This is a genomic window from Microcoleus sp. S13_C5, assembly GCF_036700845.1.
In the GTDB taxonomy this organism is placed as follows: Bacteria; Cyanobacteriota; Cyanobacteriia; order Cyanobacteriales; family Microcoleaceae; genus Microcoleus.
Genome location: NZ_JAUBPR010000072.1, coordinates 1 through 18,384, shown reverse-complemented (window position 1 = coordinate 18,384; position 18,384 = coordinate 1). Strand labels below are relative to the sequence as shown.

The following is an 18,384-nucleotide window of genomic DNA, read 5'->3' as shown; positions in this document are numbered from 1 at the left end:
GCTATGCCTAACGGTAGAGGGTATTCGTTCAAAACCTAGCGGATAATATACCGTAGATTGTACAAACCTAAGAGCGAGTAATCTCTGTATAGGCTCACCCCCTCTACTGGCCGTTAGGCAAATGTGTGAATCTATGTTATGCTGAGTCAAAATTGAGGAATCATTATGTCAAAAGAAAGAAAAAGCAACAAAGAAGTCAAAAAGCCAAAGAAACAACCTGATGGTGTTGCGAAGCCGAAGGATGACAAGAAAAATTATGGTAGCACCGAGGGCCGGAAGTAGAGATAGCTGCGACTCTTTGAACTGTGATTAATTTTGTTTAAGTTTTATTAGTATCAATTCTGAATAAATTACCATATCCTATTTGGGGATAATCCGAAAACAGATTTTATTATACCTACGGTATATGCAGTGCTAAACCCAAAGTATAATGAAATCTGTTTTTAGCGATGAATATGAAACATTCCGTTGCTGTATGATTGCGGCTCGTAAAGAAGCGCAACTAACTCAGGAGTCTGTTGCTAAATCTCTTAAAAAGCCCCAGTCTTTCGTAGCCAAATATGAAAACGGTGAACGACGGTTAGATGTAATTGAGTTTCTGTTAGTTGCTCATGTAATTGGTGTAGATCCTTGCAATATTATTAGGAAAATTTCACAAAAAATATCTGAAGCATCTTGTGAGAGGGAGATATGAATACGCAAGATGTAATCAGACTTGCATCCCAATATCTCGATCGCTTATCGGGTAACACTTTCGACGTTTTAGATGTATCTAAACCTGTTACCGTAGATGCAGCGGTGAACCTGTCTAAAGTTATCTCAAAGCTTTCGCCCTTAGTCGGAAATTTAATCGAATTTAACACCGTTGAATTCTTGAATCAACAAAATGAGTTCAGTGAATTTGGAAAGTGGCATAGGCAAGATCCAGGCTTTCCAGATACTATTTTCCTCGGCAGAGTTCAACCAACGCCAGGATTAGAAATTAAAGCGTGGTTCCCACTAGCAACAGAGATAACAGCACGTTTCAAAGATAGTCAAAATCACTTTAGGTTCGATCAGACCTACGTTGCTATCCTGGCATGGCTACCCGATAAAATCATCTATGGCAAGCCTCGCATTCTTGATGTGTGCGTTGTCTCTGGTTTATCGGTAGCTGTAGCGAGAGATACCCACTACCACAATCCGCCGGATTATCTTGTTTTAGAGCCGGAAGATACAACTCAAAGAACAGCAAATTTGCAACAAACAAACACCAGTGGATATAAATTCCAAGGCTCTGCTGAGGAGTTTTTAGAAGCTGAGAAAATAGTTGATTCATGGGGTACTCAAGGAAAAGTCTACAAACCAACTAGAGAGTATCAGCGCCTTCTGCGGGAGCTACGGATACGCTATGAATATAGACTAGATACAAATTTTGCAAAGATGGACAGAATTGTACATCCAGGCATTGAGGAATTTAAGCGACGTGTCTACAATACTGAAGTTTCCGGTATGACCGTTGGTAGGTGGAATAAGCTTTTATCAAGTCGCCTAGAAGGCAGCATCAAGAAATCCCTACAAGATTATCTACAGATTAGAGAAGAGAGTATTGATGAAATTATTGATTAAATCTCTGTACACCATAGTAGAAATAGTCTGGGTCGATCTCGCAAGAAAAGGCTTTTCGTTTTAGTTTACGTGCTGACAAAGCTGCACTAAAAAGTCCACCAAAAGGTTCCCATATAACATCGTTTTCATCGCTCGATGCCTCAACAATAAGGTTCATCAGATCCAGAGGTTTTTGGTTGAGATGTAATGCTTTTCCCGATAGAGTTTTAACTCTCTCATCGCCCCGTAAAGCTTGACGATCCCAAACGTTTGTAAAACCGTGAGGGCATCTAAATTTCGATCGCATCTTGCTCCATTCTTGTCCCGTTAAAGGCTGATTGCCATCCAGCGAAAAGTATGGTTTTCCTTGAGGACTACCATACTCATTTGCATAGTTCACTAGCCTTTCAAACATCTCGGTCGGAGGGAAATACCACAAATGCCCTTGATCGAAGTATTTCCTGGTTGCTGCATCCACCACCCCGCAAGCATTATTGGCCCGTCGTAACGGCAACCCAGAGCGTTTCCACTCTTGCAATAACCACGCCTTTAAGGTAAGTTCCTTAACTGTTACTTCTCTAACGTATTGAACGCAGACTTCTGTAACGACGGGGAACCTGCGAATTTTCTGTGTGTTAACATTCCCTGCGATATGACCTTTTCCCTTGTTCCAAATATTGGAATTGACATAGCGCCAACCATATTTTTCTAGAAGTGGATGCACAATAGCCCAACCAATCTCTGAATTCCAAAACCAGAGTGTTGTGCATGGCATGGCTGCTTTTGACCATGCCTCGATATGAGGTTGATACCAATTAGGTAAATCAATGTGATCGGACGTGTCTCCTTCAAACCCAAGAATACCGTAAGCTCCATCTGAAACGATGACAGTAGGTCGCTCCCAATTGTCGTAGTGATGGAGACTATCGCCCAGATATAAAGTAACGTATTCGTCACTCCATGTAGAAAAATTAAAATTGGTATTGAGATTAGCTACTTTGCCACGACCAACAGTGCTGCTCGCTTTGCGTTTTAAGATGCTGGGAGAATTGGCTTCAGGGTTACATCGACTCATTTGTTGATTTACGTGGTTCTAAAAATTCAGTAACTAATACCTTATCCTATTTTGGGATATCTGGTTGGTAAGACCCGTATAGTGTCGAACCCTGAGAGACGACAGCCTCAGTGTTTCAATCCCTAATAGGGATTTATTGTGATTGTGGCAAAAAAGAGGTAAGAGCTCGCTCAACCTAACAAATCCTCAAAGGTAACTCTGGCCGCTCTACCCAGCCTACAAAAATTTTATATTTAAGTGGAAATACTTAACTTTACTAAATATGTACGTAAAGGCACAAAATGATGACTAACTATCTATCGCATAGAAAACTGTGATATGATACACGAAATTTCGCTCGGTGTAAATTCTACAGTCAAAAAACTGACTCGATATCAATTTTTTTATGATTGATAAAAGTAAATTACCAGTATAACTGGAGGCAGTTGAAATGTATGGTTTAGTTAATCGTGCGATTCAAGACATGGTATGCGAGCGTTTTGATGAAGCTACTTGGGAAAAAATTAAGCAGAAAGCGCAAGTCCTAGACAAGCAATTTCTCATTTTAGAAGCTTATCCTGATGATTTGACTCATCGTCTAGTTAAATCGGCCAGTGAAGTGCTTGGCTTGCCGGGTGCAGAAATTATGCAGGCATTTGGCGAATACTGGGTGAAATTTACTGCTACTGCAGGTTATCAAGAAATACTAGATATGGCTGGAGATACATTACCCGAATTTCTAGAAAATCTAGATGATTTACATATTCGGATTGGGGTGCAATTCCCTAAGTTGCGACCACCATCTTTTGAATGTACAGAAGTTGCGCGAGATGTGATCGAGCTGCATTATCGCTCTACACGGGAAGGTTTCGCACCAATGGTAGTCGGGTTAGTTAAAGGTTTGGGCGATCGCTTCGAGACAGCAGTTGAGATCGCACACACTCAATCCCGTGAAGAAGGATTCGAGCATGACATATTTCGGATTGAGTACAGATCGGAAGAGATTGTAAATGATTCATGACTAAGCCGCTATATACACTGAATCCCCAGATGTTTTGCGATATATTTCCATTTCATATAGGATTTAATCAAAATCTGGAGATTGTCCAAGTTGGCGAGGTATTGCAACGGACTCATCAAATACCATTATTAGGTGAACAGATAGATCAACATTTTCAAATTCATCAGCCAGCGATCGTATTTAACTTTTTGACGATTCAGCAAAAACTCAAATCATTATTTATTCTGGAATCCCGACATAACTCTCTACGATTAAAGGGGCAAATGGTCGCTCTGAAAGAGGAGCGGGTGATCCTCTTTATCTGCTCTGTGTGGACTCCCGACTCAAGCCTACTCTCGAAATTAGCGGTTAAGTTGAAAGAGTTTGCCATCCACGATCTGACTCCCGATTTTTTGTTTTTGCAACAAACTAGCCAAACAGCAATTCGGGAAGTTCAAAGCCTTACAGAAGAATTAACTAAGCAGAAAAATCAGCTTCAAGCATCACTAGAGGTTCAGAAAGAACTGACTTCTTTATCCCAAATTCAAGCACAACATTTAAAGCAGGCATTGAGTGAACTTCAACAAACGCAATCACACCTAATTCAAGCAGAGAAAATGTCTAGTTTAGGCCAGTTAGTTGCAGGAATTGCCCATGAAATTAATAATCCGGTTAACTTTATTCATGGTAACTTGAAATATCTGCAAGAGGATGTCCAAAACCTAATAAATTTATTACACCTTTATCAGAAATACTATCCGCAGCCACCATCGGAAATTGAAGAAGAAGCCGCCATAATAGATCTCATTTTTTTAGAACAGGATCTTCCTAAAATTCTTAATTCTATCAAAATTGGCAGTGAACGTATTCGCAAAATAGTTAATTCTCTCAGAAATTTCTCCCGCCACGATGAAGCGGAAATCAAACCTGTAGATATTCATTCTGGAATTGAGAGCACTTTGTTGATTTTGCAGCATCGACTGAAATCTAATGCTGAAGATCGAGAGATTCAAGTGATTAAACAATATGGTAAATTGCCTTTAGTCCAGTGCTACGCATCGGCAATTAATCAGGTATTTATGAATATTATCAGTAATGGCATAGATGCTTTGCGAAATGCACATAAAAATTGTGCTGACTGGAACAAAGAACCCACCATTATTATTCGGACTTTAGTTAATGATTCTCAGAATTTGGTAGTGAGCATGGCTGACAATGGTCTGGGTATGGAACAGTCGGTAATCAACAAGATATTTGAGCCATTTTTTACGACGAAGCCGGTGGGAAGTGGTACGGGTTTGGGATTGTCAATTAGTTATTCGATTGTGGTGGAAAAGCACGGGGGTAAGTTAAGCTGTATTTCTGCAGCGGGAGAAGGAGCAGAATTTACGATCGAGATACCGCTCTAAATTCAAACCTGTAAGTTGAAACTCAAGCGGGCTGAAGCCGCTGAGATTCTTAAGAAATTGCTTCCTATCCTAAGTTTTGATGAGCCGATCCCTTGACGCTTTTTTGGGCAAACAATGCAAAAAATATCGTTTGCTCCGATCGCCCAAATCTATCACAGCGATATCTCAGTCACCGCAATATTACCCTCAAAACACACGTCAACATCAGTCCCCGGCGCCCGATCGCGCGATCCATACTCTCCCGCATAATAAAAGTATTCTCCCTCCATCCGGTAAACCACCGGCAGTGGCTGCGTCGAAGGCTGGCAAAACACAATTTCCGGTTCCGCACTTCCCGGCGCTAAATGTGGCAAATTCACATTCCAGAAACACCCCGACTTTGGTTCCCGGTTCAGCAAATCCGCCAATACCCGCGATGTCCAACGAGTAGCGACATCCCAATCTATTTCGAGCGGCCTTTTAACCCGGTGGGAAATTGCGATGCCCGGAATACCGTGCATGGCTGCTTCCCGCACAGCCGCAACCGTACCCGAAATATACACGTCAACCCCCAAATTGCCACCCGCGTTAATACCCGAAAGCACCAAATCCGGCTTCGCACAAACGTGATGAAGAGCAATACGCACGCAATCGGCCGGTGTTCCCCCTACAGCATACTCAAATTCCGATCGCCGATCGACATGAATCGGACTGTGAGCCGTCACTTGATGCCCGCAGCCGGACAATTGGCCTTGGGGAGCCACCATAATTGTTTTGCCGCTGACAGCCTGCAAAAGTGCTTGAATGCCCGGAGCATCGATGCCGTCGTCGTTGGTTAAAATTATCGTCATTAAAAATGTGTCGGTTTTATAGAACCGATTTGAGAGCGCAGAGGCTGGCAACCTTCTGGTAGCTCTAGCCCAAATTGGTTGTTGGTTGGTGGCGATCGTCAGTATGAGCATTGCCACACATTTATATCATCGCATTAATTAAACAGTTGCCGCAGAAATGTGGCGCGCCAGATTTTAGCCCAGTCGCACCTTGATATGACAGCTAAAGCGACTTGTTACGCTTGCCCCAGTGCAGCATTCATGACATCAGTGTCGATGCAAACATCTAATCACATAATTTTTTCCTCGGCTCTCCCCGATGCTTGGTGTTAAAAGTAGCAGATGATACTAAGTATCTGAAACTGAAGGTTGAAACCCTCGATCGTGCTAAATTATTAGCTTGCATTATTACCATAAGTACGAGAGAGCCGATAATAAGTTAATGTCGATTCCAATCGCTTTGACGCAGGGGATGGGAGAATAGATATCAAATCTTTATCAAAGATAGTATCTAAGTTACAGTCCTCATTTCCCATTCATAAATCAAATACTTATCTACACTGTTACCATTATTACATTTTAACTCAGGAGAGCCACATGAGCGAACCCACTCAAAGCAATACCAAAGCACGCTGTCCCCCAGTTCCTCAGTCAATTATGACCGCCAGTCGGGATGAACTCGATAACATCGATTTAGAATAGTTAATGAAAAGGGTAAGGTGAAAAAAATGATCGTTCTTTCAGGATACGAAATTATAGAAAATATTTACGAAGGAGTCAGAACCGTTGTTTATCGAGGGATAAGAAATCGGGATCGACAGCTTGTTATCGTTAAAATAATAAAAAATGAATATCCTACGCTTGAACAAATCACCAATTTAAGACAAGAATTTATAATTACTCAAAATTTAGAGTGTGAAGGAATTGTCAAAACTTACAACTTAGAAAATTATCAGAATAGTTTAGCGCTAATATTAGAAGATTTGGGGGGTCTATCCCTTTATCATTTTATGGCAGCCAATAACCTGTCAATAACCGAGTGGCTGAGGGTAGCGATCGCTCTATCTGAAACTTTGATATATCTCCATCAAGTACCGATAATTCACAAAGACATTAAGCCCTCAAATATCATTATCAATCCAGCGACCGGAAAAGTAAAACTGACTGACTTTAGTATTTCATCGCGCTTGGAATTGAAAAACCAAAGCATTAGCAATCCCAACCTGCTAGAAGGGACTCTCGCCTATATGTCACCCGAACAAACGGGGAGGATGAATCGAGCAATTGACTACCGCACAGACTTCTATTCTTTAGGAGTGACTTTCTATGAAATACTGACCAACCAGTTGCCATTTACTACCACCGATCCGATGGAGTTGGTTTACTGTCATATTGCCAAACAACCCGTCCCACCTAAAGAGGTAGCAGAAATTCCTCAAGCGGTTTCAGATATTGTGATGAAACTGTTAGCAAAAAATGCGGAAGACCGATATCAAAGTGCGGCGGGATTAAAATTTGACCTGGAAACTTGTTTGCAGCAATTGCAGACAACTGGAAAGATTGAAAATTTTCCCATCGGTCAACGCGATCGCGGCAACCAATTACTCATTCCCCAGAAGCTTTATGGTAGAGAAAGCGAAGTCCAAATTCTTCTAGATGCCTTTGGACGAGTCAGCCTCGGTGCCACCGAGATGATGTTAGTTTCCGGTTATTCCGGGATTGGTAAAACTTCAATCGTCAATGAAGTTCATAAACCAATTGTAGCAGCTAGGGGATATTTTATTCCGGGTAAGTTTGACCAGTTTAAACGCAATATTCCCTATGCGGCGTTAATCCAAGCGTTTCAAGAATTAGTTCGTCAGCTATTAACCGAAAGTTCCCAACAGATTGCTATTTGGAAAGAAAACTTATTAAAAGCGCTAGATAATAACAGTCAAGTTATTATTGATGTTATCCCCGAAGTAGAACTAATTATCGGTAAACAGCCTGAAGTTCTTCAACTGGGTTCATCGGAATCTCAAAACAGATTTAATCGGGTATTTCAACAATTTATTCGCGTTTTTTGTCAACCCGAACACCCGCTAGTCATATTCCTAGACGATTTACAGTGGGCAGATTCGGCATCTCTAAAGTTAATCCAACTCTTAGTCACTGACCCAGATAGCAAATATTTGTTAACGATTGGAGCTTATCGAGATAACGAAGTCAGTCCCGTTCATTCTTTAATTCAGACAATAGAAAAAATTCAAGAAACTGAAACGGTGGTGAATAATATCACCATTCAGGCGCTGGCTTTGGATAGCGTCAACCAATTAATCGCCGACACTCTCGATGCCAGCGTAAATTCAGAGCAAATAAAAGTTTTTTCTGAGTTACTTTTTAATAAAACCCAAGGGAATCCGTTTTTCTTAACCCAGCTACTCAAAACCCTGTACTCGGAAAATCTGCTGGTTTATCAGATAGATACAGATCGCTGGGAATGGGATATTCAACAAATCCAAGCGATTGGTATCGCAGATTTCAATATTATTGAACTGGTTGCCCGAAATATTCGCAAACTCCCAGAAACAACCCAGAAAGCATTAAAACTAGCGGCTTGTATTGGCAACCAATTTAACTTAGAAGTTTTATCAATTGTCAATGAAGAATCAAACATAGCGACGGCTGCTCATTTGTGGGAGGCAATGCAAGCGGGTTTGATTCTGCCGCTGTCTGAAAATTACAAAATTCCTCTAGTATTTGCCCAGGAAGAGTTGGCATCTGTACGGGATGTCAAAGTTGAATACAAATTTTTGCACGACAGAGTGCAGCAAGCAGCCTATTCTTTGATTCCAGAATCGGAGAAAAAAGCCACTCACCTCAAAATTGGTCAACTGCTGCTGAATAATACAACAGAGCAAGAGCGAAAAGATAATATTTTTGCTCTGGTTAACCAACTGAATTTTGGCATAGATTTGCTAACTCATCAGTCAGAAAAAGATGAGTTAGCTGAATTAAACCTGATCGCCGGACAGAAAGCAAAGGCAGCAACTGCCTATGAAGCTGCTGTTAATTATTTGAATGTAGGTCTAGAACTTCTAGCGGTAGATAGTTGGAATTGCAATTATGGCTTAACGATTAGCCTTTATTTAGAAGCGGTTGAAGCCGCATATCTAAGCGCTACTATCGAGCGAGCAAAAGCATTGGCAAACCAGGGAATAGAACAATCTAAAAACCTACTCGATCAAGCAAAATTTAACAATTTAATAATTAAGATGTATATTGCCCAAAACGAGATGCAATTAGCTGTAGATACAGGAATGCAAGTTATAGAAATGTTGGGAATAAAACTATTACCCGAACTTCCAAAAGACATCGTTATAGACGATTTAATTAACATTCCGCAAATGACAGATCCGCTAAAAATTGCGGCAATGGATATATTAACTAACATACAGCCAGCAGCTTTTATTTTAAATAACGGGCTTGGTCTACCCATTGTTTTTACGACCGTCAATCTCTCTATTCAGTACGGGAATGCACCTCAATCAATTTACGCCTACGGTATGACTGGCTGGCTTTTATGTGGTCCTTTGGCAGATCTAGATGCTGGATATAAATTTGGCAACCTGAGTTTAAATCTGTTAGATAAGTTAGATGTTAAAACAGAAAAATCTAGAACCTATGCTCTCTACTTTGCTGCTATCGGATTCTGGAAAGAGTATGTTAGAGAAACTATAGAACCTTTGCGTCAGTCAATTCAAAGCGGACTGGAAACGGGCGATCTAGAATTTGCTTGTCATGCTGCTATTTTCTACTGCGAACATCAATTTTTTAGCGGGGAACATCTGGAATATGTTGCAGAAAGACATACCCAATATATTGAGATGATGAGGAAATGCCAGCGAGAATACCAGCTAAACTATACTAAAATATGCGCCCAAGTAGTTTTAAATTTGCTTGGCAAATCTGACGATAAATGTCTTTTAAAGGGTGAAAAATTTGATGAATCAGGAATGCTACCCCGTTTTTTAGAAACCAACAATATTAACTCTATTTTTTATGTATACTTTGCTAAAACAATGCTTTATTACTTATTTAAAGATTATGAGCGCTCTGTAGAAAATGCCAAAATAGCGTCAAAATATGTAGACCCTGTACGCGCCCTGATGGTCTTTAGCGAATATAACTTTTATGATTCTCTGGCTCGGCTGGCACAATATTTCCATGTTGCTGCCTCAGAGCAAGAACAATCAATGACCAGGGTGGTAGAAAATCAGAATAAGATGAAATATTGGGCGCAGAATTGCCCAGCAAACTTCCAGCATAAGTATGACTTAATAGAAGGAGAAAAAGCCCGCGTCTTGGGGCAATCTTTCTCAGCAATGGAATATTACGACCTGGCGATAGATGGAGCCAAGGAAAATGGATATGTCCAGCACGAAGCCCTCGCCAATGAACTAGCAGCAGAATTTTATTTAACTTTAGGTCGTCAGAAAGTAGCGCGTACCTACATGATAGACGCTTACTATGCTTATATTCGCTGGGGAGCAAAGGCAAAAGTTAAAGATTTAGAAGAGCGCCATGCTAAATTACTCGCACCAGTCGTCGGTAGGAAAAACAGCCTGACGAGTGGAAGAGACGAAACGATTGTTCAGACCCGAACCACTGTCACTTCTACCAGTTCAGGTTCTGCAAACGAGCTGGATTTATCAACAATTATCAAAGCCTCCCAAGCGCTCTCAGGGAAAGTTAATCTGGATGAATTGCTCTCGAATTTGATGCAAGTCTTGCTGGAAAACGCGGGAGCGGAAAAATTTTATTTCCTCATACCTGACCCAGCAGGTAAGTGGAAAATTGAAGCTCAATGTACGGGTGAACGATGTCAATTAATATCCAAGTCAGCGACTGAAAGTCAAGAGATTCCTATCTCGCTGGTTAATTATGTAGAACGCACGCAAGAAACTCTTGCGATCGATGATGCAACCAGTGAAACTAGGTTTGCCTCTGACCCGTATATTATTCAGCAGCGACCTAAATCTATTTTGTGTAGCCCCCTGATCAATCAAGGTAAGTTGGTAGGCATCTTATACCTAGAAAATAATTTAACAGCGGGGGCTTTTACGCGCGATCGCTTAGAAGTCCTCAACATCATTTCCGCCCAAGCTGCGATCTCCATCGAAAATGCCCGTCTCTATCAAACTTTAGAAGAAAAGGTGCAACAACGCACCGCCCAACTCGCCCAAGCAAACCAGGAAATTAGCGGACTAAACAACAAACTTAAAGCCGAAAACATCCGCCTCAGTGCTGAGTTAGAAGTCACGAAACGACTGCAACAAATGATCTTGCCCAAACAATCAGAACTTGATAAAATTAAAGGATTAGAAATAGCTGGATATATGCAACCTGCCGATGAAGTGGGTGGCGACTACTACGACGTGCTAACCCAAAATGATCAGGTAAAAATTAGCATCGGCGATGTTACCGGACATGGTTTAGAAAGTGGCGTATTAATGATTATGGCGCAAACCGCCGTCCGCACTCTCCAACAAATGAACGAAACCGATCCGGTGAAGTTTCTTGATGTGTTAAACCGCACCCTTTATGCCAATATCGAGCGCATCGACTCGTCTAGAAACATGACCTTGGCTTTGTTAGATTATCAAGATAGTAACTTTACCCTCAGCGGTCAACATGAAGAAATAATTGTAGTCCGTACTGATGGTAACATCGAACGGATCGATACAATGGAACTCGGCTTTCCTCTGGGATTAGAGGAAGATATTGCTGATTTTGTTTCCCAAGTTCAAGTGCATCTTAATCGAGGAGATGTAGTAGTGCTTTACACAGATGGAATTACCGAAGCTGAAAATATAAATAAAGTGTATTACGGCATAGAAAGATTGTGCCAAGTGACCCAAGAAAATCGGCACAAAACGGCTGAAAAAATTCGACAAGCAGTAATTGATCATCTGCTGCAACATATTGACAAACATAAAGTTTTTGACGACATTACGTTGGTAGTCCTAAAACAGAAATAACGCAAGTTGGTAATTGGTAATTGGTAATTGGTAATTGGTAAATTGTTTGAGCGTCCGACGATCGAAGCCGACTTCACGCCCAACAATTTTGGAAATGGTGCGCGGACTCAGGAAGGTGCGATCGAAAGCTGAGCGCCACGTCTGTGCTAAAATCCAAAATTCCTCAAACACATCAACCAACTTGTGGTAAAGTTTTGTGTCGATCGCCGGTTAGCGGAGCCCGCCCCTACCTACGGGGGCTACGCCAACGAAGAGGATCGACCCAATATCAATGCAAGTTCAGTTAAACGCGCTCACAGCAATGTTTTTGCCAATTTTCCCCCTAGCTCAAACAATCCCCGCACCTCCCGTCCAACAACAACTGATCATCGACCCAGAAGTCCCAGTACCCGAAAACGAACTGGATTTGCCACCACAGCCAAGCCGCAGCCCGCTGAAAACAGTGACAATGCCCCAGCAAGTGCGCGTACTACCCGGACAACTCGACAACATCCCGGTTTTCAACAGCAACAGCCCAGAAGTTGTGCAAACCGAAGGCATTTTGCTCTCCACATTTCCCCCGGAAGGAAAACAAGTACCTTCTGCACACTTAAACTTTCCCTTCAAAGGTCGATTTGACATCTTTGCCCACCACATCGCTAAAGCTAAAAATCGCGGAGAAACTCGCACCTTATTTCAAGGAATAATTGTCCACAATCCCAACTCCGAACCTGTTACTTTAAAAGTATTGCAAGGAGCGACTTATTTAACTCGCCCGGATGCCTTGTTTGTCGATTTGCCGTCGTATTTAGAAAATCGATTCGGTACTGTGTTTGCGGGGCCTGGAAGCCGCATCACGAGCGATGTATTGCGGGGATACAGACAAAGCATTTTGCCTGCGGCGATCGAGATTCCGGCAAATCAGAGCCGAATGCTGATGAATTTGCCGATACCTGTGGGGAATGTCACGCCTTCTTCCAACGGTCGATCGACTTTAATGCGAATGTCGAGCAGCAATTCGGTTTATGTAGCATCATTAGCAATGTTTGCTCCTAAAAGTCAAGGAGGAGTCGAGCAAGATCCGACTTTAGAACAGTGGGAAAATATTTTATATACCAAAGGTTTAGCGGGGCCGAGAGATTTAGCACCAACTCCGAGAGGCGAAAATCCCGTGCAAAAAATTTATGGGCGCGTGGCAGGAGTAGCTGAAGGTTCCCAGTGGGAAGCTAAAATTACGGACAATTCGAGAACCGATTATTTAACTATTCCCAAGCGCGGCGAGTCATTTTCCTATGCTTTGAGCACTACTGATACGGGTACTTTTGGCACAGGTCAAATTCAAAGCGCTAAAATGTTGGCTCGCTATCCCGATACTGCTTATTTTGCTAATGGCAATTACGGGATTCAATACAACTTAACTTTTCCGCTTTACAACAAATCTCGTGAGCCCCAATCTGTTAGTATTAAAATGCAAACACCGATCAAAGCAAATACAGAATCGGGGGGATTGATGTTTTACGATCCTCCTGAAAATCGGATATTTTTCCGAGGTACGGTGCGGGTGATGTTTAATGATGATACGGGCAAGACTTTGACGCGCTACATTCACATCGTGCAGCGCAGAGGACAGCAGGGGGAACCTTTGGTGAATGTGAATATGAAGCCGGGGGAACGCCGTTTGGTTCAGGTGGATTTCTTGTATCCGCCGGATGCGACGCCGCCGCAAGTTTTGACTGTGCGATCGAGTAATTAGTTGTTATTGGTTGACGGTTGGCTGTTGACTGTTAACCTTTGGGTTTTTGTATTAATGAGTTAAGATAGGCATTAAGTTTTAGTGAAAGTTCATTTAATATCGTTTCCGGTTGCATCGGAAGGATATCGAGGACACGGCAGTGCCGTGTTCCTACCCCGATTAATTGTAGGGACACGGCACTGCCGTGTCCTGGCTCTGGGTAATATTAATTCCGATGCTAGGGGAGTTGATATTAAAGGCAAAACATTGACAGTCAACAGTCAACTGTTAACCGTCAACAGTCAACAGTTAACCATTAACTAATTAAAGCGTCAAAGATTGAGGATTTGTCTCAATCAATTTAGCTAAATCTTGCAAGAATGCCGCAGCATCAGCACCGTAAATAATCCGGTGATCGCAAGTAATATTCACCTGCATTTGCCGCTTCACTCCCATCAAACCATCTTCATTAGCCACTACTTGCGGCCGCGAAGAGCCGATCGCCAAAATCGATCCTTGATTCGGCGGCAAAATCGCGTCAAACTTGTCTACTCCAAACATTCCCAAATTGGAAAGAGTGAAAGTTCCCGTGCTGTATTCATCAGGTTTCAACTGCTTGGTGCGGGCGCGATCGACTAAATCTTTCCAACTGCGGGAGAGCGAATAAATATCGAGGCGATCGGCATTTTGCAGCACCGGCGTAATCAAACCGCCGCCGTCCATCGCCACCGCTACCGCCACATTAATATCAGCGCGGTATTGAATTCCCGACTCCACATAACAAGCATTCAGCAGAGGATGTTTTTGTAAAGTTACTGCTACAGCCTTCGCCAGCATACCCGTCATCGTGACGCCCTTCGACTTAATTTGTTTGTAGAGTTTGTCGAGATTATCAGTAGTAATTGTGTAACCAACGCGGAAAGACGGCACGCTCAAACTTGCTTCCATATTCCGCACCACCGCATTTTGCAGCGCGTTCATCGGTACTCTTTGACCAGAAAGTGTGATCGCCGGGACTGGTGCGGGTGCGGGTTTGGCTGCTGCTGGGGCGGGTGCTGCGGGTGCTGGTGCGGGTGCTGCGGGGACTGTTACTGGTTGCTGAACCGGAGCGGGTTGGGCTTTGCCGGCTGCTGCTTCCACATCCTCTGCGACAATGCGGCCGTTGGGCCCGCTGCCTTTGAGAGAATTCAAATCTACTTTAAACTCTTTGGCTAATTTGCGAGCGCGGGGAGAAACGACGCTGCGGCCGTTTTGGCGGCTGACATTTTGCTGCAAACCTGCTGACGATGTAGCTGCGCTGACAGGAGCGGGGCTGGGAGCGGGGGCTGCTGCTGCGCTTGGGGCACCGGCTCCTTGCTGCTGAGCGACGGCGATTTCGGCTTCTGTTTCTGCTACCAGGGCGATTGCCGCTCCCACGGGAGCAACTTCGCCCGCAGCTACGATAATTATTGCTAAATAACCTTCGTAGAAAGACTCCACGTCCATGTCGGCTTTGTCGGATTCAACCACTACCACCGTTTCGCCTTTTTCTACTTTGTCTCCAGCGGATTTGACCCAGGAAACAATTTTGCCCTCTGTCATGGTAGAACTCAGGGCTGGCATGAAAACTTCGCGAATCATCTGTAAAAAGTCCTTTTGAGTTGGTAATAGGTAATCGGTATTTGGCAATTGATCATTGGCGATCGGCCATCGGCAATACTTATTATTATGCCAGTCTCTCGCATTCTCGATGTGTGAATGTTGACTCAAAATCAATTGCCAATTACCGATCGCCAATTACCACTTACCAATTTCTAAATATCACCTCGAATTTCTTCGACTATGCCGTCGCGGAGGAGAATTTCTACTTGCATTTTTTGAATCAAGTTTTCTCCGAGCCCGACAGTGAACGTGCCGTCAATTTGACCTTGACTCACTTCTTGTTCCAGGTCTAGCACCTGCACTTGCTGAAGCTGTTGCAGGTTTTGGTTTTTCTGTTCTAGCAGTTCGCTTTTTCTTTGATTCACCTGCACTTGAATGTTTTCTATTTGCTGCATTACTTGCGGGCCTGGGGGCTGCAGATTTTGCTTTTGGATTTCTGAAATCATCCGCTGCCCTTGCATTTCTAATTGTTGTAGCTGAGAGTCTATTTGGTTGATTTGGGCTTGGAGTTGCTGTTGAGCTTCTTCTTTCCAGCGGGGAGTAACGACGACTTTAACGTTAATCGATCGTTTCAAGAGTAATTGTGGTTCCATAAAGTTGTTGCTTGTCAATTAGGAATTAGGAATTAGTCATTAGTTGGTAAACATGAACTAATGGCTGAGGGCTGAGGACTCGGACTCGGGACTCGGGTGTTGGGATAATTTTTTCTTTTCCATTCCCCAAGTCCTGCGAATATTTCAAAACATCCCGTCAATCATATCGCGGTAGTGTTGCGTCACAACCGGGCGCTTAATTTTCAGGGTCTGGGTCAACATTCCATTTTCGATCGAAAATGGCTCCTGAATCAACCGGAACGGGCCGATGCGATCGTCCGCGCGGTATCCGGGGCGATTTTGCACCTCTCGGTTCAATTCTTTACGGAATAAATCTTGGATTGTCTTGCTATTCCAGTCAATTTCGTGTAAGGGGGGATTCTGAGTTTCTGCCCATTTCTGCACAGCTTCTGCATTGGGGACAATTAATGCGCCGAGGGATCTCTGGTCTTGACCTACTAGCATAATTTGGTCGATGTAGGGGCTGCGGACGCAGGCGTCTTCTATGGGCTGGGGTTCGATGTTTTCGCCGTTGCTGAGGACGATCGTATCTTTGGCGCGCCCGGTCAAGATTAAGTCGTTTCCCGGTGTCAGCCAGCCCAAATCCCCGGTATCGAACCAGCCTTCGGAGTCTATGGCTTTGGCAGTCGCTTGGGGATTAAGATAATAACCTGCCATGATTTGCGGCCCCCGCGCCAATACTAAACCGCGCTGGCCCGTGGGCAGTTGCTGTCTTGTTTCTGGGTCTACTATTTTAATTTCCGTATGGGCGATCGGCTGTCCAGCGGAACCTTTAAGATTGTGCCAAGGGCGACGCACAGTTAAAACCGGGGACGTTTCGGTTAAACCGTATCCCACCAACAAGCCGATATTCGCTATTTCAAAGAAATTGTCTAAATGCGTTGCCAAAGAACCGCCGCCGCTAATCGCCCACTTAAAACGTCCTCCCGTAGCTTCCCTGACTTTTTTGTAAACCAATTTTTCGGCAAGGGCGTGTACGGGTGACAACAGAATGCTTTTGGTGCGGGCGATTAGTTTTTCGGAAGCAGAAGCCGGTTTCAAACTCAGAGTTAATCCTTGGAAAATGCGGCGGTTCTCGATGTATTGCTGGCTGGAAGATAACAGGAAATTCACCAATTTTTGTTTGTTAGGCGGCTGTTCCCGAAACTGCTTTTGTACAGCCTCATAAATCGATTCCCAGATGCGCGGAACACTGACCATGTAATGGGGTTTGCAAGTTTTAAAGTCTTGTTTGAAATAGCGAATATTGGTGTAAATTTGGGTGCATCCCTGGGAAAGCAGGAAGTATTCGACGCTGCGTTCGTAGGCGTGCCAACTGGGCAGGATGCTGAGTGCAGAGTCGCCCGGTTCGGGCTGGAGAATTGTGCCGAAGGTGGTGACTTGGTGCAGGAGGTTGCTGTGGGTCAGCATGACACCTTTTGGTTTGCCTGTGGTGCCGCTGGTGTAGAGGAGGGTGGCGAGGGTTTGAGGCTTGTGATTGGAAGGTTTGAAGGGACGGTTTGCCCCTGTGGTCATCACTTGGGAAAATTTGACTGTGCTTAGGGTTTGGCTGGTTTCCGGTTCTTCGTCGGAGAGGAGGACGATGAGTTGAATGGGCAAATCAGGGAGGCGGTGTTGCAGTTTTTTCAGTAATGCCAGGTTTTCGACTACCAAGGCGGTGCTGCCGCTGTCTTGGATGATGTACAGGAGTTCTTCGGGGTCGGCGGTGGCACCTCGAACAACGTTCGCGGCCCCGGCCATCATGATGCCTTGGTCGGCTATCAGCCAGCGGGGGCTGTTGTCTGCGAAGAGGGCGACGCGGGGAGGGACTGGTTCTGCTGGATTTGGTTCGATGCCGAGGGCTTGGAGGCCAGCGGCGAATTGCTGGATTTGCTGGTAGAGGTCGGTGTAGGTGAGTTTGATTTCTGGCTTGCTGTGGGGGTCGTGGAGGGCGACGGTTTGACCGAATTTTTGTTTGACGATCGCCCAAATTTCGGGTACTGATTGGATGGAACTGTAATCAATTAGGCGGCTGAGGTTAGCGCGATCGCGATCGGTCATTTGAGATGATGTGTAAGATGCTGGGCGGTTCATAAGGTATTTTCCGGGGTTTTGGGAGATAAAATTATTGGCTATAAGTTTAAGATCGCAGTTATTTTACAACTTTGTGGCAGTGTCGTGACAGTTTGCAAACCTGCCATTGTCTATTTAGAAAATTAGAGATACAAAATGATGAAATTTATAGTTGCACAGAAATACATGAATTTATCAAGGTTGATAGTAATTGCTTTGAGTGCGATCGTAGCATTATCTGGAAATGCGCTTTACCCGGAAATTGCGAGGGCGCAACCGGGAAACAATAGGCGAACATTTGCGGATTGGTGTCGCCAAAAAGCTGATTTGAGTTCTGAAACCAAACATACTGTTGAAGTGGTATTGGAGAAAACTGAAACTACTGATACCAATTTTATGTGAAGTTGCATATATAGCATTTCTTACAAAGGTGAGGTACAATAACAGCAGTGAGTAAACCAATTCCAAATATTTGCTGATGTAACTT

13 protein-coding genes are annotated in these 18,384 nt (G+C 43.6%); 8 read left to right on the top strand and 5 right to left on the bottom strand.

The annotated features are described in order from the left end of the window. The first annotated feature begins 430 nt into the window (after positions 1-430). A complete protein-coding gene (locus QUA04_RS18625; RefSeq protein ID WP_333259019.1) occupies positions 431-694 on the top strand; it encodes a helix-turn-helix transcriptional regulator in 264 nt (87 codons plus the stop codon). Further along, on the top strand, positions 691-1,608 hold the full coding sequence (locus QUA04_RS18620) for a hypothetical protein (RefSeq protein WP_333259017.1): 918 nt from the start codon (positions 691-693) through the stop codon (positions 1,606-1,608). The genes QUA04_RS18625 and QUA04_RS18620 overlap by 4 nt, the downstream gene beginning before the upstream one ends. Here QUA04_RS18620 and QUA04_RS18615 read toward each other — a convergent pair. After that, the gene (locus QUA04_RS18615; RefSeq protein WP_333259015.1) at positions 1,598-2,662 is read right to left on the bottom strand and encodes a DNA methyltransferase; all 1,065 of its coding nucleotides are present in this window, start codon (positions 2,660-2,662) and stop codon (positions 1,598-1,600) included. The two genes, QUA04_RS18620 and QUA04_RS18615, sit on opposite strands and share 11 nt — an antisense overlap. A gap of 430 nt (positions 2,663-3,092) precedes the next feature. Here QUA04_RS18615 and QUA04_RS18610 point away from each other — a divergent pair, with 430 nt between their 5' ends. Further along, on the top strand, positions 3,093-3,662 hold the full coding sequence (locus tag QUA04_RS18610) for a heme NO-binding domain-containing protein (protein WP_333259013.1): 570 nt from the start codon (positions 3,093-3,095) through the stop codon (positions 3,660-3,662). Further along, the gene (locus tag QUA04_RS18605; RefSeq protein ID WP_333259012.1) at positions 3,659-5,050 is read left to right on the top strand and encodes an ATP-binding protein; all 1,392 of its coding nucleotides are present in this window, start codon (positions 3,659-3,661) and stop codon (positions 5,048-5,050) included. Before QUA04_RS18610 ends, QUA04_RS18605 begins: the two co-directional genes overlap by 4 nt. 152 nt (positions 5,051-5,202) lie before the next feature. Here QUA04_RS18605 and surE read toward each other — a convergent pair whose 3' ends face one another. Next, positions 5,203-5,880: a 5'/3'-nucleotidase SurE gene (gene surE / locus QUA04_RS18600; protein ID WP_333259043.1), complete on the bottom strand. Its 678-nt coding sequence runs from the start codon at positions 5,878-5,880 to the stop codon at positions 5,203-5,205. A gap of 707 nt (positions 5,881-6,587) precedes the next feature. On the opposite strand from surE, the gene QUA04_RS18595 reads away from it, so the two are divergent. The 3 genes from QUA04_RS18595 (at position 6,588) to QUA04_RS18585 (ending at position 13,914) form a co-directional block, all read left to right on the top strand. Next, complete coding sequence (locus QUA04_RS18595) at positions 6,588-11,879, top strand: AAA family ATPase (RefSeq protein WP_333259010.1); 5,292 nt, start codon at positions 6,588-6,590, stop codon at positions 11,877-11,879. Between the two features lie 271 nt (positions 11,880-12,150). Continuing rightward, positions 12,151-13,611, top strand: coding sequence for a DUF3370 domain-containing protein (locus QUA04_RS18590; protein ID WP_333259008.1), 1,461 nt, complete (start codon positions 12,151-12,153; stop codon positions 13,609-13,611). A gap of 81 nt (positions 13,612-13,692) precedes the next feature. Beyond that, positions 13,693-13,914: a hypothetical protein gene (locus QUA04_RS18585; protein ID WP_333259006.1), complete on the top strand. Its 222-nt coding sequence runs from the start codon at positions 13,693-13,695 to the stop codon at positions 13,912-13,914. Here QUA04_RS18585 and QUA04_RS18580 read toward each other — a convergent pair whose 3' ends face one another. The 3 genes from QUA04_RS18580 to QUA04_RS18570 all read right to left on the bottom strand — a co-directional run bounded on the left by QUA04_RS18580 (position 13,915) and on the right by QUA04_RS18570 (position 17,918). Beyond that, complete coding sequence (locus tag QUA04_RS18580) at positions 13,915-15,210, bottom strand: dihydrolipoamide acetyltransferase family protein (protein WP_333259041.1); 1,296 nt, start codon at positions 15,208-15,210, stop codon at positions 13,915-13,917. Positions 15,211-15,383: 173 nt separating this feature from the next. Further along, on the bottom strand, positions 15,384-15,824 hold the full coding sequence (locus tag QUA04_RS18575; protein ID WP_015179467.1) for a YlqD family protein: 441 nt from the start codon (positions 15,822-15,824) through the stop codon (positions 15,384-15,386). A 144-nt stretch (positions 15,825-15,968) separates the two neighbouring features. After that, entirely contained in the window at positions 15,969-17,918 is a 1,950-nt protein-coding gene (locus tag QUA04_RS18570; protein WP_333259004.1) for a long-chain fatty acid--CoA ligase, read from the bottom strand. 135 nt (positions 17,919-18,053) lie between these two features. Here QUA04_RS18570 and QUA04_RS18565 point away from each other — a divergent pair, with 135 nt between their 5' ends. Beyond that, on the top strand, positions 18,054-18,299 hold the full coding sequence (locus tag QUA04_RS18565; RefSeq protein ID WP_333259002.1) for a hypothetical protein: 246 nt from the start codon (positions 18,054-18,056) through the stop codon (positions 18,297-18,299). Positions 18,300-18,384 lie beyond the last annotated feature (85 nt).